The sequence below is a fragment of the Silicimonas lutimaris genome (genome assembly GCF_047314965.1).
Classification (GTDB): Bacteria; Pseudomonadota; Alphaproteobacteria; order Rhodobacterales; family Rhodobacteraceae; genus JAVJUV01.
The window spans coordinates 225,923-242,522 of the sequence record NZ_JBLBVK010000058.1 but is presented as its reverse complement, the minus strand read 5'-3'; the positions used below and the strand labels follow the sequence as shown (position 1 = coordinate 242,522).

The window sequence follows — 16,600 nt, the reverse complement described above, 5'->3', positions numbered from 1 at the left end:
CACCATGACCATCCAGCATCTCAAGACCTCCAAGCCCGATGCCGAGAAGGCCGAAGACGACGCGCGCGTCCGCGCCACGGTCGAGAGCATCCTCGCCGATATCGAAGCGCGGGGCGACGCGGCGGTGCGCGAATTGTCGGTCAAATTCGACAAGTACGACCCCGCCGCTTTCCGCCTAACCGCCTCCGAAATCGAGGCGGCGATGCAAAAGGTCTCCGCCCGCGACATGGAGGACATCCGCTTCGCGCAGGACCAGATCCGGGGCTTCGCCCAGGCCCAGCGCGCCTCGATGACGGATATCGAGGTCGAAACGCTCCCCGGTGTGATCCTCGGGCACAGGAACATTCCAGTCCAGTCGGTCGGCTGCTACGTGCCCGGAGGCAAGTTCCCGATGGTCGCCTCTGCCCATATGTCAGTTCTCACGGCCTCGGTTGCGGGCGTCCCCCGCATCGTCGCCTCCGCGCCGCCGGTTCAGGGCGAACCGCACCCCGCCATCGTCGCGGCGATGCACATGGGCGGCGCCCACGAGATCCTCTGCCTCGGCGGCATCCAGGCTGTCGGCGCCATGGCGCTCGGAACCGAAAGCATCGAGCCGGTCCACATGCTGGTCGGCCCAGGGAATGCCTTCGTTGCCGAAGCCAAGCGGCAACTGTTCGGTCGGGTCGGTATCGACCTCTTCGCCGGCCCGACCGAAACCATGGTGATCGCGGACGAGACGGTGGATGCCGAGCTCTGCGCCACCGATCTCCTTGGCCAGGCCGAGCACGGCTACAACTCGCCCGCCTGCCTCATCACCAATTCCAGCAAACTGGCCGAGGCCACCCTGGCCGAGGTCGACCGCCTGCTGAAAATCCTCCCAACCGCCGAAACCGCCAGCGTCTCCTGGCGCGACTACGGCGACGTGATCCTCTGCGACACCCATGACGAGATGCTCGCGGTCGCCAACGACATGGCTTATGAGCATGTGCAGGTCATGACCGACCGCGACGACTGGTATCTCGAGAACATGAACGCCTACGGAGCGCTGTTCCTCGGACCCCGGACCAATGTGGCCAACGGCGACAAGGTAATCGGTACCAACCACACCCTGCCAACGAAGAAGGCAGGCCGTTACACCGGCGGGCTCTGGGTCGGCAAGTTTCTGAAAACCCACAGCTATCAGAAAATCCTGACCGACGAGGCCGCGGCGATGGTCGGTGAATATGGCTCCCGGCTCTGCATGCTGGAAGGCTTCATCGGCCATGCCGAACAATGCAACATCCGCGTCCGCCGCTACGGCCGGAAAAACGTCCCTTACGGAGCCGCCGCGGAATGACGACGCCGGACCGGATCAAGGCAGCCCTTGCGCCCTTCAGGGCCGCCGCCGCATGGGTCGGTCCCGACGCGGTCCGGTCCGAACTCGCCCGATCCTTCGCACCCGGCGCACGCCTCCGGCTCTGTCACCCGTTCGGTGAACTGACCGGACCGGACGCCTTCTGGTCCATCTGCCTCGGCCCGCTCCACGCCGCCATGCCCGATCTCGAACGCCGCGACATGATCGTGACGGCGGGTACGACGCCCGAGGGGCAGGACTGGGTCGCCTGCTTGGGCAACTACATGGGCACACATCTCGGACCGTTCCTCGGCATCCCGCCCACCGGCCACCTCGCCCACATGCGCTACCACGAGTTCTTCCGGATCGAAGATGGCCGCGTCATCGAGATGCAGGCGATCTGGGACATTCCCGAACTGATGATGCAGGCGGGGGCCTGGCCGATGGCGCCGCAACTGGGTGCCTTCCTCTGCACACCCGCGCCCCAGACGCAGGACGGCCTGACCGCTTCGGGTGACGGCCAGACCGCGCTCGCGCACGTCGTCGCCATGCTGACAGACCTATGCCGGCATCCCGCCCAGGGCGGCCCCGAGGTGATGAAGCTGGAGACCTACTGGCATCCCCGCTTCAACTGGTACGGCCCCGCCGGCATCGGCACCGGACGCGGCGTCGCTGGCTTTCGCAACTGGCATCAAATCCCCTTCCTCCGGGCCATGCCCGATCGCAAGCTCGATGCGATGGGTGACCTGATGTCCCACTGGATCGCCGAAGGCTCATATGTCGCCGAAACCGGCTGGCCCAACATGCGGCTGACGATCACTGGAGACGGCTGGATGGGCATCCCGCCCCTCGGCCAGGAAGTCCTCCTTCGCAGCCTCGACTTCTGGCGGCTGGAAGACGGTCTGATCCGCGAGAACTGGGTACTTGTTGACCTTCTGGACCTCTATCGGCAGATCGGCGTCGATGTGCTTGGCCGCATGGCCGAGTTCAACAAGGCCCGGCTTCCGGGCCGCGTCACCCTGCCAGAAGGAGCCTTCGCATGACCCTGCCCCGCACCCCCTCGTTCCGCCTCGACGGCAAGCGCGCCCTTGTCGCGGGCGCCTCCTCCGGCATCGGCGAGGCCGCCGCCGTGGCGCTTGCCGAGGCCGGCGCCGAGGTGACACTGGTCGCCCGCAGGGCCGACGAGCTTGCGCGCCTGGCCGCTGAGATGCGCACCGAAGGCTGGTCCGCCATACCGCTCGCCCTCGACGTGACCGACCTCGCGGCGACCGAAGCCGCCGTCGCGGCGCATGGCCCCTTCGACATCCTCGTGAACTCCGCCGGCCTTGCCCGCCACGCGCCCGCGCTGGACACCACCGAGGCGGATTACGACGCCGCCACCGACCTCAACGTCAAAGCCGCCTACTTCCTGACCCGGAACGTCGCCCGCGGCCTCGCCGAGGCCGGAAAGCCCGGCAGCCTGATCAACATCTCCAGCCAGATGGCCCATGTGGGCGGCATCGACCGCGCGGTCTACTGCGCCACCAAGCACGCCGTCGAGGGCTTCACCAAGTCAATGGCGATCGAATGGGGACCGAAGCAGATCCGCGTCAACACGATCTGCCCCACCTTCATCCGCACGCCACTCGGCGCGCAGACCCTCGCCATCCCCGAACGCCGCCGCTGGATCGAAGAGAAAATCAAGCTCGGCCGCGTTGGCGAGGTCGAGGACATCATGGGCGCGGTCGTCTACCTCGCCTCGGACGCTTCCGCCCTCGTGACGGGGTCGTCGCTTCTGATCGACGGAGGCTGGACGGCGGACTGATGGGCGTGACCAAGGTAACATCGGCGGAAGTGGCCCGGCGCGCGGGCGTCAGCCAGTCGGCTGTCAGCCGTGTCTTCACGCCCGGCGCTTCGGCTTCGCAGAAGACCGTCGAAAAGGTCCGGAAAGCCGCCGAAGAGCTCGGCTATCGCCCCAACATCCTGGCCCGCGCCATGGTCTCCGGCAAGAGCCGCATGATCGGACTCGTGGTCAGCTACCTCGAAAACTACTTCTACCCCGAGGCGCTGGAAAAGCTCTCGAACGCTCTCCAGGCCGAAGGCTATCACGTCCTGATCTTCATGGCCGCGCAGACCGCCGGCAACATCGACGACGTGGTGGAAGAGATCCTCGACTACCAGGTCGACGGCATCATCGCCGCCTCCGTCGCCATGTCCTCGAACCTCGCCCAGCGCTGCCGCGATGCGGGCGTACCCATCGTGCTCTTCAACCGCCGCCAGGAAGGCGACGAGTTCTCTTCCGTCGCCTCGGACAACTTCGCCGGCGGCCTGGAAGTTGCCAGGTTCCTCGTGGCGGGCGGGCATGACCGCTTCGGCTTCATCGCGGGATGGGAGGGCGCCTCCACGCAGCGCGACCGTGAGGCGGGATTTCTCGACGGGCTGGCCCGCGCTGGCCGAAGCCTTCACTGCCGTGAGGTCGGCAACTTCAAGGCCGACGAGGCGCGCGAGGCGGCACGGCGCATGTTCGACCGTCCCGACCACCCGGACGCGGTGTTCGTCTGCAACGATCACATGGCCTTCGTGGTGATGGACGTCCTTCGCGGCGAACTGGGCCTTTCGGTGCCCGAAGACGTCTCGGTCGTCGGATATGACGATGTGCCTCCCGCCGCCTGGCTTGCCTATGACCTCACCACCATCCGCCAGCGCGCGAACCTGATGGTGCAGAACACGGTCAGCATCCTGCTCGATCTCATCGAGAGCCCCAACGCACCGCCGACCCGGGTCAAGGTCAATGCGCCGTTGGTCGTGCGCAGCTCCGCGCGCATCCCGAAGGACTGGAAGGCATGATCGGCTTCGACCCGAAATTCCGCGACTTCTCCGACTACATCCTCGGGATCACCCACGAGATCTGGGAAGAGCGCGGTGTCGATACGCTCAATCACTACTACGCCCCCGACATCGTCGTGCGCTCGCCCGCCTCGGTCGTGATCGGCAACCAGACCGTGATCGACGCCACCCTCGCCACGCTTGCAGAGTTTCCCGACCGCCAACTTCTGGGCGAGGACGTGATCTGGTCGGGCACCCCCGAGGACGGGATGCTGTCCTCGCACCGCATCCTCTCCACCGCCACCCACGCCTCCGACGGCGTCTACGGCCCTGCGACAGGCACGAAACTGGTCTACCGCGTCATTGCCGACTGCCACGCCATCGCGAACCAGATCAACGACGAATGGCTGATCCGCGACCAGGGCGCGATCGTCCGCCAACTGGGCCAGACCCCGCGCGAGTTCACCCGCGCCCAGATCGTCCGCGAGGGCGGTCACAACGCCAGCAGCCGCCCTTTCACCCCGGCTGCCGACAAGTCCGGCCCGTATACGGGACACGGCAACGATAACGAATGGGGCCTGCGCTACGCCGACGCCCTCGCCGCCCTGATGGAGGGCAAGGACGCCGACGCAGCCTATGACCGCGCGATCCATGGCGAATACGCCGGTGGATTGACGACCCATGGGCGCGAAGGCCCGCTAATGTTCTGGAACGGCCTCCGGCAGGCATTCCCCTCGGCTCGCTTCACCATCCATCACCGGATCGGCCGCGACGACCCGCTGATGCCACCCCGCGCCGCGATCCGCTGGTCGCTCGACGGCACCCACGACGGCCCCGGCCCCTTCGGCCCGCCGACCGGTGCGTATGTACATGTCATGGGCATGGCCCATGCCGAGTTTGGCGCGCTGGTGACGGGCCAGCCCCTCATCCGGCGCGAATACGCCCTGATCGACGAAACCGCGATCTGGAAACAAATCCTCCTTCACACAGGTGAGACATGACCCCCCAAGAAATGGCCGCCCGCATCGTTCGCTATGGCGAGTTGAAACCCTGCAAGACGGCCTTCATTGACGCCCATACGCCTGGTTCGAACCAGAAGGAGAATTTCACCATTATCGGCGGCGGCGTCTCGGAAAGCCCCGACCAGCATGTGCACATCACGATCCCGCACGGCTTCAACATCGGCGCGGCGGGCCAGCCGCCGAAATGCCGGAACTCGCTGCACAGCCACCGCACGGCCGAGGTGTTCTTCGTCCTTTCTGGCCGCTGGCGGTTTTTCTGGGGCCGCTGGGGCGACGCGGGAGAAGTGGTGATGGAACCCGGCGATATCTTCAACATTCCGACCGGCATCTTCCGTGGCTTCGAGAACATCGGCGAGGATTACGGGATGATCATGGCGATCCTGGGCGGCGACGACGCCGGCGGCGGGGTGATTTGGGCGCCCCAGGTGATCGAAGACGCGAAAGACCACGGACTGGTCCTGGCCGAGACCGGCAAGCTCTACGACACCAAGAAGGGCGAAGCCCTGCCCGACGGCGTCAACCCCATGCCGAAACTGACCGAGGACGAGGCGAATGCCTTTCCCGAGCCGACGCCGATGCAGGTGATCGGCGGCTATGTCCGGCGCTATTGGGACATGGTGGCCATCGCCGGAAAGTCTCCTGTCAAGGTCATCGGCGAGACCGGCATCATCCGCGACAAGCCCGGCTTCGAGGTTGATCTCGTCACGCGCGGGTCCGCGACCGACAAGATGCACCGCCACGATCGCCCCTCGGTTCTGATGCCGGTCAAGGGGCACTGGCGCGTGACTTGGGAAGGCGGAGAGACGGTTCTCGCCCCCGGCGACACGATGAGCGTGCCCGAGAACCTCGACCACGCCGCGGTGCCTTCGATGACGGGTGAGGCCGCGCTCTACCATATCGTCGCGACCAGCGATCCTGCAGGCGCGACATGGACAGGTTGACGAAAACTGACGCCGGCGCGCGCCCTTGCCATACGTTTTGCCGACGCTTCGCCGACGCTTTGCCGACAAGGAAAATCACACCATGACACGCATCCTCACCACTCATGTCGGATCGCTTCCGCGCAGCCAGAAAGTCGTCGATTTCATCTTCGCCCGCGAGCGGAACACACCCTACTCCCAGGCGGAATTCGATGAGACAATGACCGAAGCCGTGGCGGAAACCGTTAAAAAACAAAAGGATGCCGGCATCGATATCGTCTCCGACGGCGAAACCTCCAAGATCAGCTACGCCACCTACGTCAAGGATCGCTACACCGGCTTCGACGGCGACAGCCCCCGGAACGCGCCAGCCGATTTAAAACTCTTCCCCAAGTTCCTGGAAAGACTGGCAAATGACGGCGGCACACCCAAATACGCTCGTCCGATGTGCGTGGGCGAAGTGCGCTCCAAGGGCCAGGGTGAACTGGAAAAGGATATCGCCAACCTAAAGGCAGCGATGACCGCAAACGGGATCGAACGCGGCTTCATGAACGCTGCAAGTCCGGGCGTCATCTCCCTGTTTTTGCAGAATGATTTCTACCCGACCCGCGACGCCTACCTGGCTGCACTGGCCGATGCGATGAAGGCGGAATACGAGACGATCGTCGCGTCCGGGCTCGATCTGCAACTCGACTGCCCCGACCTCGCCCTCTCGCGTCACATGTTGTTCACCGATCTGTCGGATGATGAGTTCGTCAAGGTCGCCCAATCTCATGTCGAGGCCCTGAATCACGCGCTCTCCAACGTGCCCGCTGAAAAGGTGCGCGTCCATATCTGCTGGGGCAATTACGAAGGGCCCCATGTCTGCGACATTCCGATGTCGAAGATGTTCGAAACGCTGATGTCGGCCAAGGCCCGTTATGTGCTGTTCGAGACGTCGAACCCCCGCCACGGCCACGAATGGACAGTGTTCCGCGACCGTGCGGGCGATATACCGAATGATAAGGTTCTGGTCCCGGGCGTTGTAGACACGACGACCAACTTTGTAGAACATCCGGAGCTCGTGAAGCAACGCATTGAAAGATTTACGGAAATCGTAGGCCCGGACCGCGTGATCGCCGGCAGCGATTGCGGCTTCGGCACCTTCGCGGGCTTCGGCGCCGTCGATCCCGACATCGCCTACGCCAAGCTGAAGACGCTGGCCGAAGGCGCCGCGCTGGTGGGATGACACCCCTTGTCCTGATCCCGGGCTTCATGTGCGACGGACGGCTTTTCGGGCCACAGATCACGCGTTTCGGACGCGAACGGCAGGTCCTTTCGCCTATGCCTTCCGGTAAGAGTATTCCCGCGATGGCGCAGAACCTGCTCGCTGCCGCCCCTCCCCGTTTCTCGCTTGGCGGCCTCTCGATGGGCGGCATCATCGCGATGGAAGTCTATTCGCAAGCTCCCGAACGGATCGAACGATTGGCCCTGATGGACACCACGCCCTTCGCCGACGCGCCTGAGAACTTCGACATCCGCAACCGGCAGATCGCGGACGTGAAGGCCGGCAAACTGGACCAGGTGATGCAGGAGGAACTGAAGCCGGCCTACCTTGTCGACAGCCCGGCGAAACCGGTCCTTCTGGACCTCTGCCTCGATATGGCGCGCGCGGCCGGTCCCGAAGTCTTCGAGGCACAGGCGCTGGCGCTTCGCGACCGCGCTAGCCAGGAAGACACCCTGCGAAAGATCGACGTCCCGACCCTGATCCTGTGTGGTCGGCAGGACCGTCTGTGTCCGGTCGAACGGCACGAACTCATGGCACGGCTGATCCCGCGCGCCACGCTGGAAGTCATTGAAAACGCGGGGCATATGCCAACACTCGAACAACCCGATCAAACGACCGCGGCGCTTGCCCGCTGGCTGGAGGAAACATGAACGACACCCTGCTCACCCTGCTCCGCAAGGTCGATACGCCCACTGTCTGCAACGCCATCGAAGTGGCAGAGGGCAGGCGAGGTTTTTCGAACTTCACGCGCGGCACGATGCTGTCTTCCGTCCCGGATGGTCCGGCAATGGTCGGTTTTGCCAGAACCGCGCGCATCGCTGCGACCCATCCGCCCGCGGACCCATTGGAAACCATTCGTCAACGCCGCATGGACTACTATCGGCACATGTCCTCAGGCCCTCGCCCCGCAATCGCCGTTGTCGAAGATATGGATTTTCCCAACTGCATTGGGGCGTTCTGGGGTGAGATAAACACGACAGTCCACAAGGGCTTCGGGTTGTCTGGCGCGCTGACCAACGGCGTCATGCGCGATCTGGGCGACCTGCCGGACGGGTTTCCGGTGGTTGCAGGCTCGATCGGCCCAAGCCATGCCTTCGTGCATGTGACCGAGATCGGAGCAACTGTGTCCATCTTCGGCCTTACAGTCCGGGACGGCGATCTTATTCATGCTGACCGGCATGGCGCGCTGGTCATTCCACCCGAGGTCGTGGATGGTCTGGAAACCGCGATCAGGAAACTGCTCGCGACCGAAAAGCTGGTTCTGGAACCGGCACGGCGCCCCGGCTTCGATTTTGACGCTTTCGAAGAGGCCTGGTCCGCTTTCGAAGCAGCTCGAACCTGATAAGGATTCCGCCGCTCCCCGACCGAAATTTGATCTGTGTCAATTTGAAATGACAGTCAAGCTGTCAGATTAAATTGACACAGATCGGGGGAGCGCCATGCGCATTGCATTGATCCATCCAAATTACCACTCGGGTGGCGCAGAAATCGCAGGCAACTGGCCCCCCGCCTGGGTCGCCTATCTGGCCGGGCACCTCAAGGATGCGGGCTTTGATGACATCCACTTCATCGACGCGATGACCAACGACCTTCCCGACGAGGAACTGAGGCAAAAACTGAAGCAATTACAACCGGATGTCGTAGGCACTACCGCCATCACACCCTCCATCTACAAGGCGGAAGATGTCCTCAAGATCGCCTCGGAGGAAGTCCCCAACGCAGTCCGTGTTCTCGGCGGCATCCACGCGACCTTCATGTACAAACAGGTCCTTTCCGAAGCACCCTGGATCGACGTCATCGTTCGCGGCGAGGGGGAGGAGATCTTCCGCGAGTTGATCCGGACCATCGCGGCCGGCGACTGGCCAGCAAACAGGAAGAAGATCAAGGGGCTGGCCTTCCGTGACGGCGACGAGATCATGGCCACGCAGGCCGCCTCCACCGTCAAGGACCTGGACGCGATCAACCCCGACTGGTCGCTTCTGGAATGGTCGAAATACATCTATGTGCCGCTTGGCGTTCGCGTTGCGATCCCGAACATGGCGCGCGGTTGCCCCTTCACTTGCTCCTTCTGTTCACAGTGGAAATTCTGGCGCGATTACCGGGTGCGCGACCCCAAGAAGGTGGCCGACGAAATAGAGACGCTGGTGAACGAGCACGACATTGGCTTCTTCATCCTCGCCGACGAGGAGCCGACGATAAACCGCAAAAAATTCATCGCTTTCTGCCAGGAATTGATCGACCGCGGCCTGAACGAAAAGGTCAAATGGGGCATCAACACCCGCGTGACCGATATCTACCGCGACCGCGAGTTGCTCAAGTTCTACCGCGAGGCCGGACTGGTGCACGTCTCCCTCGGCACCGAGGCGGCAGCGCAGTTGAAACTCGATCAATTCAACAAGGAAACCAAGGTCGAAGAGAACAAGGAGGCGATCCGCCTCCTGCGCGAGGCCGATATCTTCGTCGAAGCACAGTTCATCGTGGGACTCGACAACGAGACGCCCGAGACGCTGGAAGAAACCTTCCAAATGGCGTGGGATTGGCAGCCCGATCTGGCCAACTGGGCCATGTACACGCCCTGGCCCTTCACACCGCTTTTTGCCGAGATCAAGGACAAGGTCGAAGTCTTTGATTTCTCGAAATACAATTTCGTCACTCCGATCATGTCGCCCGACGCGATGGACCGCGCGACCCTGCTGGATCGGGTCATGCACAATTATCGCCGGTTCTACATGCGCAAGGCGCTATTTTATTACCCCTGGCGCGGCACCGGGTTCCGGCGCAGGTATCTTCTCGGATGTCTCAAAGCCTTCATGAAGGCAGGCTTCCAGCGCAAGTTCTATGATTTGGGCAAGGCCAACTACTGGGGACCTCAATCCAAGAAGGGCGTCAACTTCAACTTCGATCGCAGCCGCACTATCGCCCCGGCACAGATGGACGATTGGGAAGCGGCGGCCGACCGTGCCGCCAGAGCCCGCGCAAGGCGCGAAGCAGCCAACGTCAAGGCCTGCGGCGCCGGCGACTTCCAGCTTCCGGCCGAAACAACGATTCCGGGTGAATAGGTCATGGACGGGACATCTGTCCTCGACCCTCCTGGCCTCGTTGGTCCGAACGCAGTCGTTCAACTCGCTGCTGCCCTTGAAGAAATGATTGGGCAACAGGAGGCCAGATCATTCTTTTCATACCAAGGTCTCGAGTCGCTTTTCGACACGCCTCCTGGCGAAATGATCGATCAGCGCATACCAGCTCGGCTGATGCGCGCGCTTTGGGATCATTTCCCCGACGAGATGGCCAGCACGATCGCTTCATCCGCCGGACGAAAGACTGCCGATTACGTGATCGCTCACCGCATCCCTTGGATCGCAAAGGCAAGCTTTCATATCGTGCCAAGGTCCGTCGCAGCCAGCCTCTTGATGAACGCAATCCACCGAAACGCATGGACTTTTGCCGGATCCGGCATCTGCGAAGTGTCGCGCGACCCTGCCCATTTGATCTCGATCAGGGAAAATCCGCTCGCATTACCCAACTGTGCTTGGCATGTGGCCGTATTTGAGCGCCTGTTCAGGCGTTTGGTGCATCGTGATGCGAAGGTGCGCCACCTCACGTGCTGCCGCGATACCGACAAGGCCTGTCAATTCGTGATCGACCTGAGCTAATGGAAACAACAAGAAGATGACCTCCCAAGCCTTCCAACGCTATGCCGAGCAGAGTGTTCCCAGATATACGAGTTACCCAACGGCACCTCATTTTTCCGATGCTGTGAACGCCGACATCTACCAGAGCTGGCTGACACGGCTCGATCCAGAGCTTCCGGTTTCGCTGTACCTGCACGTACCTTTCTGCCGACAGATTTGCTGGTACTGCGGCTGCAACATGAAGCTTGCGTCGAAAAGGGCACCGCTTAAGGAGTACACGGAAACCCTGAAGCGAGAGGTCGTCACACTTGCCGATACCCTGCCGGATCGCATGCAAGTGTCGCATCTGCATTGGGGTGGCGGAACTCCGACGGTTCTCGATCCGGATGATTTCGAGGCCACGATGACTGCGATCCGGGAACGCTTCGACATCGCTGAAGACGCGGAACTGGCGGTTGAATGCGATCCGCGAACGCTTGCGAAATCGATGATTGAGCGCATTGGGGCGCTCGGCTTCACACGTGCCAGTTTTGGGGTCCAGGAATTCGATCCCAAGGTACAGGCTGCCATCAACCGCATCCAGCCGCCCGATATGGTAAAATCCGCGGTCGACGATCTCCGGGCAGCCGGCATTTCGGGGATAAACTTCGACCTGATCTATGGGCTCCCGTACCAGACCACCGAAACGCTGCTCGACACCATCGATATTTGCGCCGAAATGCGTCCCAATCGTATCGCCCTGTTCGGCTATGCCCATGTGCCGTGGATGGCCAAGAAACAACGCATGATCGACGCGGCCTCCTTGCCGCGCAGCGCCGGTCGCGTTGACCAGGCGTCCGCAGCCGCGGAAGCGCTTCAGCGCGCAGGCTATGTGGCCATCGGGCTGGACCATTTCGCCTTGCCCGAGGACGATATGGCGATCGCTCTTGCCGAAGGCACGCTGCGACGCAATTTCCAGGGATATACAACAGATAATGCCCAGGCATTGCTCGGCATTGGCGCGACATCGATCAGTCGAACGCCCGAGGGCTTCACCCAGAACATCAGCGAAACCGGGGCTTGGGCACGCAACGTCGAGGAAGGCCGACTTCCGATTGCCAGGGGGCGGGCTTTGATCGGACAAGACGCGTTGCGCGGACATGTGATCGAAGCGCTGATGTGCCTCGGGAAGGTTGACCTGCACGCGGCCGCGAAAAAATTCGGAGCGCCAGAAAGGTGGTATGCTTCCTCCGCCGGTGTCCTGACGGATCTCATGCGCGAAGGACTGATCGATTTCGTCGCTGGCCGCCTTAGTCTGACAGAAGCGGGCAAACCTCTGGTACGGGTCGTGGCATCTGCATTCGACGAATACCTGTCGGCAAATAAGGCCCGCCACGCAGTCGCCGTCTGACGCGGATCATTCCGGTCGGAGCTAAACGCAACCTCCTACTCCCTCGCGGTTCCTCGCGCCGCATCGGCATCAGAACTTCGACCCCCAGCGCGGATGCTCCTCGTCTATGACAAGAGGATGCGCGTGATTTCGACCGCCTTGCAGGTGAGGATGGTCGCTCGGCAAATTGTCGTGGGTATGTTCAACGGTATCGGGATCTTCCCTGGGCCAAAGAGTCAGCGCGATCAAAATTCCGCAGCCGGCCAAAACTGCCAGCGTCAGAAGCGCAATGACTGGCCCGAAACGGGTCATCAACCAGCCAGAAATCGGATAGGTGAACAGCCAGCATGCATGGCTAAGCGCAAACTGCGCGGCGAAAAGCGCAGGCCGGTCCGCCGTATGAGCCGAGCGCCTCAAAAGCCGTCCCGACGGCGTAAGCACCGCCGAGTATCCCAGCCCCACCAAAACCCAAGCAACGAGCAGCGCGTTCCAGCCGACACCAAGCGCCGCGATTTCACCGGCAAGGCCCAGAAGCGCCACGACCATCAATGACGCTCCTACGATCATCACAGGGCGGTCCCTAACCCTGTCCAGAAGTCGAGGCAGAGCCATCGCAGCAAGCATCGACCCCGCCCCGAACGCAAACATCGTCCAGGCGAGAGAGCTTTCCCCAAGATCAAGCATCCCTCGCACGAGAACCACGGAATTGACCAGCACCATCGCTCCCGCCGACGCCGCAGCAAGATTGAGAGCCAGCAGGCCGCGCAAACGAGGCGTGGCCAGGTAGATGCGAATTCCGCGTGTAGTCCTGTCGTAGATGCCCCGGGGTTTTGACGACTTCGGACTTGGCAGAATGACCGAGACGACAAGCAATGCCGAACCGACGAAACCCGCAACGGTTCCAAAGAAAAGTGCGTTGTAACTTAATACCACCAGAAGCAAACCTGCCAGCGTCGGACTGACTATGTTTTCGAGGTCGTATGCCAGTCGCGACAACGAAAGCGCACGGGTATAGCGCGCCTCCTCGGGAAGAACGTCAGGAATTGTCGCCTGAAACGTCGGCGTGAAAGCGGCTGACGCCGATTGAAGCAGGAAGATCAGGACATAAACGTGCCAGACTTCCGAGACAAACGGCAAACATAGAGCGGCACCAGCACGGACCAGATCCAGCATCACGAGAAACGCGCGTCGCGGGACCCTGTCAGCAAACGCTCCGGCCAAGGGGGCAATGCCAACATAGGCAACCATTTTGATGGTGAAGACCGCCCCCAAGACCATCGACGCGTTGCCGCCAGCCAGATCATAGGCGAGAAGCCCAAGCGCCACGGTCGCGAGGCCGGTCCCAAGCAAAGCGACCACCTGGGCAAGGAAAAGGTGTCGATAGGTACGGTCGGCAAGGATTTCCAGCATGCTCAGCCTCAGTTTTGCAAGGCCTTGTTTTTCACTCTCTCATCTCAGAAAGCCTGAGATCATCTCCATGTTCCAGCGAAACCGTAAGGTCGCGCGTATCGGTCCCTCGTACCACATGCGGCAGCTTGAAGTCAGACAGCGCGTTTTCGTGAAATGACGCTAGCTGTCTCGGGGAAAGACGACAAGCTGGCGCAATGCGTTGTTCGCCGTTGGCGCTTTCAGCAAGCCGTGCTGGAAGGAGACTATCGAATCCGCCGCCCTCGGACACGCCGGATGACGCTGACCTTGTCGCTACCGTCTCGCACGAAACACGACCTACCCCGGAGGAAACGGCATGTCCTACAAAGTCTTCAGGTACTCGATCAGTGCCGTCTTCTCTGCGGCAGGCAACTCGCTACCGAAGCTGTGGCCCCGGTTGTCGTACCCCCGGAATGTCGTGTCGTATATGCGTCGCCGTGCGCTCGGATCGGGCTCTTCCAACTGTCCCTTTTCGAGGGCGTCGTAAGCCCAGCCCATGCCCTCCCGGACATAAGTTCGTGGCAGACGATGGCGCCAGAATTTTGGGCGCGCCTCGGGGCTCAAAAGCGCGGCAATCGAAGGCACCGAGCCATTGTGAAGATAGGGTGCTGTCGCCCACACACCGTCCAAAGGCGGCGCAATGTAACCTGGAGCCGGCGCGGCGGAGTATTCGTCTCCATATGGCGAACGCTCGACCCAATCGTAGAACCTGTCGCGATCACCGTTGGTCTGCTCTATCGCGTAAGCCGGATCGGTGCCGATCTTTCCAAGAGGATATACCCGGTTGGGATAGGTCTCTTCCTCGCCGTAGGTACCGTGGCACTCTGCACAGACGTCGTTGAAAATGGCCTCGCCCTGCTCAACAAGGAGTTCATCGGCATCCCAGGGCCATTCCGGTGCGTCGAGCGAGGCGATGTAAGCGCGTATGTCCGGCGCGTAATCCAGGACCTCTTCCACATCGCCTGTCCCGTCGATGCAAAGCATTGATGCCAGCAGCATGTAACGTGAATGATCACCTCGCGCGATGGTCGTATAGAACATCGCGTTCTTCTTCGACAACGTCCACCAGGGAGGCACACTGATCGGAAGTGGATCAACCGGCGGCGGGTCGATGACAGGCGTCTTGGACCACTTCAACGTCTCGGGATCGAGATGGGCCATCAGGGCCCAAGTCAGATTCGTCGCGGGATTAACGCCTATAGTCTTCGTCTGGATATAGGGACCAATGCCTTCGACCCTGTCAGCCCAGGTTTCCCACGCACGCGTTTCAGCCGCACCGCTGACAAAAGCGCCCGCGCGCAGCGCCAGACGGCGAGGGTCGCTGGTGAAATCGGCAAACTCGTTGCCAAGGCCAATGATCAGTTCGCCATCTATCTCGGCAGCATGGCATGTCAGGCAGTTTGACGCGACGACCTCGACGCCATCTTCGTTTACAACCGACGTGGCAGCATACGGCAGTTCGGCATTTCGGCCGGTACGACCCGCGAGTGGCTCAGTTGGGGCATCCGGCGCAAGGCGGACAAAAGCATCCAGAGGAATGCCGCAGGAAACGTAAGGCGCATTCAACAGCGCATGGTAGCCTCGTTCAGGGTCACCCGAAGTCTGGGGCGTCATTGGCACCTGACCGACAGTCGAACGATGGTCGTTCTCGTCGTCGTAGCATCCGGCAAGAGCGAAGATGACTGCCACAGAAGACAAAAATCTGATCGCAGAGATCATTCCTCGTAGCCCGAGAGTTGCAGCGACCCTACGCCGGATACAGGCTGACCGTTGCGGGTCCCTTCGACGCGAACTCCTCCCAACCAAACTGGGCTGGCAAATGTGTGACGCTGGTTTTCTTGGATTGGCGACACGTCCAGATCAAGTCCGGCACCGGCAATTCGCCAGCCAACTGGATAGGCCTCGCCGGCCTTTTCGCTTTGCCATGCCTTGACGGCCGTCATCTCGATCGTCTCATCGCTTATTGCCGACACTGTACCTGATCCGTCGACGACGACGCCATCAAGAGTCGCGATCCCTCCCCCATCCTGCCGGCGGGTTCTGACAAGGCCAATGTCGAAACCGTCATCCAGGTGAAGGATCACACGGTCGTAAGCAATCGGACCTCCCGGCATGGGAACGTCGCCCCAAAGCCGGTCAAGCCAGGCAGTCCCGGTCACGGTATTACTACCGATCCGACCTTCAACGCTCATTCGGGGCAAGGCAAAACCGCGGAATGGAACCTTGCCATCCGCCGCCTGTTGAATTGGAGATTTTCCTTCGTGAAAGCGAAGACTTATAGCCTCGCCTGCAGAAAAAATCTCAAGGTCGATTTCGGCTTTGCCACTTGAAGACAAGCGCCAATCATCTATCCAGACAACTCCCGATGCTCCGTCATCTCCTGCGGCACCCAGACCTCTGGAAAACCGCTCATCGGCCCATCTGGCTCCGCTCTGCGTCATCACGGCGACTATATGGGCGCGATAGAGTTCTCGCAGATCGAACTGTCCCAGAGCCGCGTCCGGCGAACGCAGCCCAAGTCGCGCCAGTGAGAACTGTAGGTTTACCAACTCGCCCTCTTCGGTGCGAAGATGGGCTACGATCCCCCATGACTCGATATGCGCTGCAGGGTGTGCGCCATGATCCTCCGGCAGCGAAAGTCGCCAAGGTCCGGACAACGAAGGAAAGTCGGCATCACGCCCGATGTTGAGCAACTCTTGGTATAGCGAGGCAGCCGCGTCCCTCGCCAAAGGAGTCTGAGCGTGGCTCCCTATTGGACTAGCGTTAACGGCAAGCCCAAAAATCAGAATCCACAGCAGGCGTTTCGACATCCAAGTTTTCATCCCTAAAGAAGATGGAGTGTGTC

The 16,600-nt window shown here is 61.6% G+C and carries 15 protein-coding genes; 12 read left to right on the top strand and 3 right to left on the bottom strand.

Annotated features, from left to right (window positions below; translation table 11 throughout):
• Positions 1 to 4 precede the first annotated feature (4 nt).
• The 12 genes from hisD (at position 5) to hemN (ending at position 12,348) form a co-directional block, all read left to right on the top strand.
• Positions 5 to 1,315, top strand: coding sequence for a histidinol dehydrogenase (gene hisD / locus ACKLNI_RS20805; RefSeq protein WP_413721027.1), 1,311 nt, complete (start codon positions 5 to 7; stop codon positions 1,313 to 1,315).
• Complete coding sequence (locus tag ACKLNI_RS20800; RefSeq protein WP_413721026.1) at positions 1,312 to 2,355, top strand: ester cyclase; 1,044 nt, start codon at positions 1,312 to 1,314, stop codon at positions 2,353 to 2,355. The genes hisD and ACKLNI_RS20800 overlap by 4 nt, the downstream gene beginning before the upstream one ends.
• On the top strand, positions 2,352 to 3,116 hold the full coding sequence (locus ACKLNI_RS20795) for an SDR family NAD(P)-dependent oxidoreductase (RefSeq protein WP_413721025.1): 765 nt from the start codon (positions 2,352 to 2,354) through the stop codon (positions 3,114 to 3,116). Before ACKLNI_RS20800 ends, ACKLNI_RS20795 begins: the two co-directional genes overlap by 4 nt.
• Positions 3,116 to 4,138, top strand: a complete 1,023-nt coding sequence (locus ACKLNI_RS20790; RefSeq protein WP_413721024.1) for a LacI family DNA-binding transcriptional regulator — start codon at positions 3,116 to 3,118, stop codon at positions 4,136 to 4,138. The genes ACKLNI_RS20795 and ACKLNI_RS20790 overlap by 1 nt, the downstream gene beginning before the upstream one ends.
• A complete protein-coding gene (locus ACKLNI_RS20785) occupies positions 4,135 to 5,118 on the top strand; it encodes a nuclear transport factor 2 family protein (RefSeq protein WP_413721023.1) in 984 nt (327 codons plus the stop codon). The genes ACKLNI_RS20790 and ACKLNI_RS20785 overlap by 4 nt, the downstream gene beginning before the upstream one ends.
• A complete protein-coding gene (locus ACKLNI_RS20780) occupies positions 5,115 to 6,080 on the top strand; it encodes a cupin domain-containing protein (protein ID WP_413721022.1) in 966 nt (321 codons plus the stop codon). Before ACKLNI_RS20785 ends, ACKLNI_RS20780 begins: the two co-directional genes overlap by 4 nt.
• 82 nt (positions 6,081 to 6,162) lie before the next feature.
• Positions 6,163 to 7,287 carry a cobalamin-independent methionine synthase II family protein gene (locus tag ACKLNI_RS20775; RefSeq protein ID WP_413721021.1) on the top strand — a complete coding sequence of 375 codons (1,125 nt, stop codon included), beginning with the start codon at positions 6,163 to 6,165 and terminating at the stop codon, positions 7,285 to 7,287.
• On the top strand, positions 7,284 to 7,976 hold the full coding sequence (locus ACKLNI_RS20770) for an alpha/beta fold hydrolase (protein WP_413721020.1): 693 nt from the start codon (positions 7,284 to 7,286) through the stop codon (positions 7,974 to 7,976). The genes ACKLNI_RS20775 and ACKLNI_RS20770 overlap by 4 nt, the downstream gene beginning before the upstream one ends.
• Positions 7,973 to 8,668, top strand: a complete 696-nt coding sequence (locus ACKLNI_RS20765; RefSeq protein WP_413721019.1) for an RraA family protein — start codon at positions 7,973 to 7,975, stop codon at positions 8,666 to 8,668. The genes ACKLNI_RS20770 and ACKLNI_RS20765 overlap by 4 nt, the downstream gene beginning before the upstream one ends.
• 97 nt (positions 8,669 to 8,765) lie before the next feature.
• A complete protein-coding gene (gene bchE / locus ACKLNI_RS20760) occupies positions 8,766 to 10,385 on the top strand; it encodes a magnesium-protoporphyrin IX monomethyl ester anaerobic oxidative cyclase (protein WP_413721018.1) in 1,620 nt (539 codons plus the stop codon).
• A 3-nt stretch (positions 10,386 to 10,388) separates the two neighbouring features.
• Positions 10,389 to 10,979: a bacteriochlorophyll 4-vinyl reductase gene (bchJ, locus tag ACKLNI_RS20755; RefSeq protein WP_413721017.1), complete on the top strand. Its 591-nt coding sequence runs from the start codon at positions 10,389 to 10,391 to the stop codon at positions 10,977 to 10,979.
• Positions 10,980 to 10,995: 16 nt separating this feature from the next.
• Positions 10,996 to 12,348 carry an oxygen-independent coproporphyrinogen III oxidase gene (gene hemN / locus ACKLNI_RS20750; RefSeq protein WP_413721016.1) on the top strand — a complete coding sequence of 451 codons (1,353 nt, stop codon included), beginning with the start codon at positions 10,996 to 10,998 and terminating at the stop codon, positions 12,346 to 12,348.
• A 69-nt stretch (positions 12,349 to 12,417) separates the two neighbouring features.
• Here hemN and ACKLNI_RS20745 read toward each other — a convergent pair whose 3' ends face one another.
• The 3 genes from ACKLNI_RS20745 to ACKLNI_RS20735 all read right to left on the bottom strand — a co-directional run bounded on the left by ACKLNI_RS20745 (position 12,418) and on the right by ACKLNI_RS20735 (position 16,412).
• On the bottom strand, positions 12,418 to 13,737 hold the full coding sequence (locus ACKLNI_RS20745; protein ID WP_413721015.1) for an MFS transporter: 1,320 nt from the start codon (positions 13,735 to 13,737) through the stop codon (positions 12,418 to 12,420).
• A 339-nt stretch (positions 13,738 to 14,076) separates the two neighbouring features.
• Entirely contained in the window at positions 14,077 to 15,444 is a 1,368-nt protein-coding gene (locus ACKLNI_RS20740; protein WP_413721014.1) for a c-type cytochrome, read from the bottom strand.
• A 26-nt stretch (positions 15,445 to 15,470) separates the two neighbouring features.
• On the bottom strand, positions 15,471 to 16,412 hold the full coding sequence (locus ACKLNI_RS20735) for a lipocalin-like domain-containing protein (protein ID WP_413721013.1): 942 nt from the start codon (positions 16,410 to 16,412) through the stop codon (positions 15,471 to 15,473).
• Between the last annotated feature and the right edge of the window lie 188 nt (positions 16,413 to 16,600).

Excerpts from the sequence above, each read along its gene's own strand:
- ACKLNI_RS20745 (WP_413721015.1), bottom strand. The coding sequence starts at position 13,737 with ATGCTGGAAATCCTTGCCGACCGTACCTATCGACACCTTTTCCTTGCC.
- ACKLNI_RS20785 (WP_413721023.1), top strand. The coding sequence starts at position 4,135 with ATGATCGGCTTCGACCCGAAATTCCGCGACTTCTCCGACTACATCCTC.
- hisD (WP_413721027.1), top strand. The coding sequence starts at position 5 with ATGACCATCCAGCATCTCAAGACCTCCAAGCCCGATGCCGAGAAGGCC.
- ACKLNI_RS20770 (WP_413721020.1), top strand. The coding sequence starts at position 7,284 with ATGACACCCCTTGTCCTGATCCCGGGCTTCATGTGCGACGGACGGCTT.
- ACKLNI_RS20780 (WP_413721022.1), top strand. The coding sequence starts at position 5,115 with ATGACCCCCCAAGAAATGGCCGCCCGCATCGTTCGCTATGGCGAGTTG.
- hemN (WP_413721016.1), top strand. The coding sequence starts at position 10,996 with ATGACCTCCCAAGCCTTCCAACGCTATGCCGAGCAGAGTGTTCCCAGA.
- ACKLNI_RS20775 (WP_413721021.1), top strand. The coding sequence starts at position 6,163 with ATGACACGCATCCTCACCACTCATGTCGGATCGCTTCCGCGCAGCCAG.
- bchE (WP_413721018.1), top strand. The coding sequence starts at position 8,766 with ATGCGCATTGCATTGATCCATCCAAATTACCACTCGGGTGGCGCAGAA.
- ACKLNI_RS20795 (WP_413721025.1), top strand. The coding sequence starts at position 2,352 with ATGACCCTGCCCCGCACCCCCTCGTTCCGCCTCGACGGCAAGCGCGCC.
- ACKLNI_RS20790 (WP_413721024.1), top strand. The coding sequence starts at position 3,116 with ATGGGCGTGACCAAGGTAACATCGGCGGAAGTGGCCCGGCGCGCGGGC.
- bchJ (WP_413721017.1), top strand. The coding sequence starts at position 10,389 with ATGGACGGGACATCTGTCCTCGACCCTCCTGGCCTCGTTGGTCCGAAC.
- ACKLNI_RS20800 (WP_413721026.1), top strand. The coding sequence starts at position 1,312 with ATGACGACGCCGGACCGGATCAAGGCAGCCCTTGCGCCCTTCAGGGCC.
- ACKLNI_RS20765 (WP_413721019.1), top strand. The coding sequence starts at position 7,973 with ATGAACGACACCCTGCTCACCCTGCTCCGCAAGGTCGATACGCCCACT.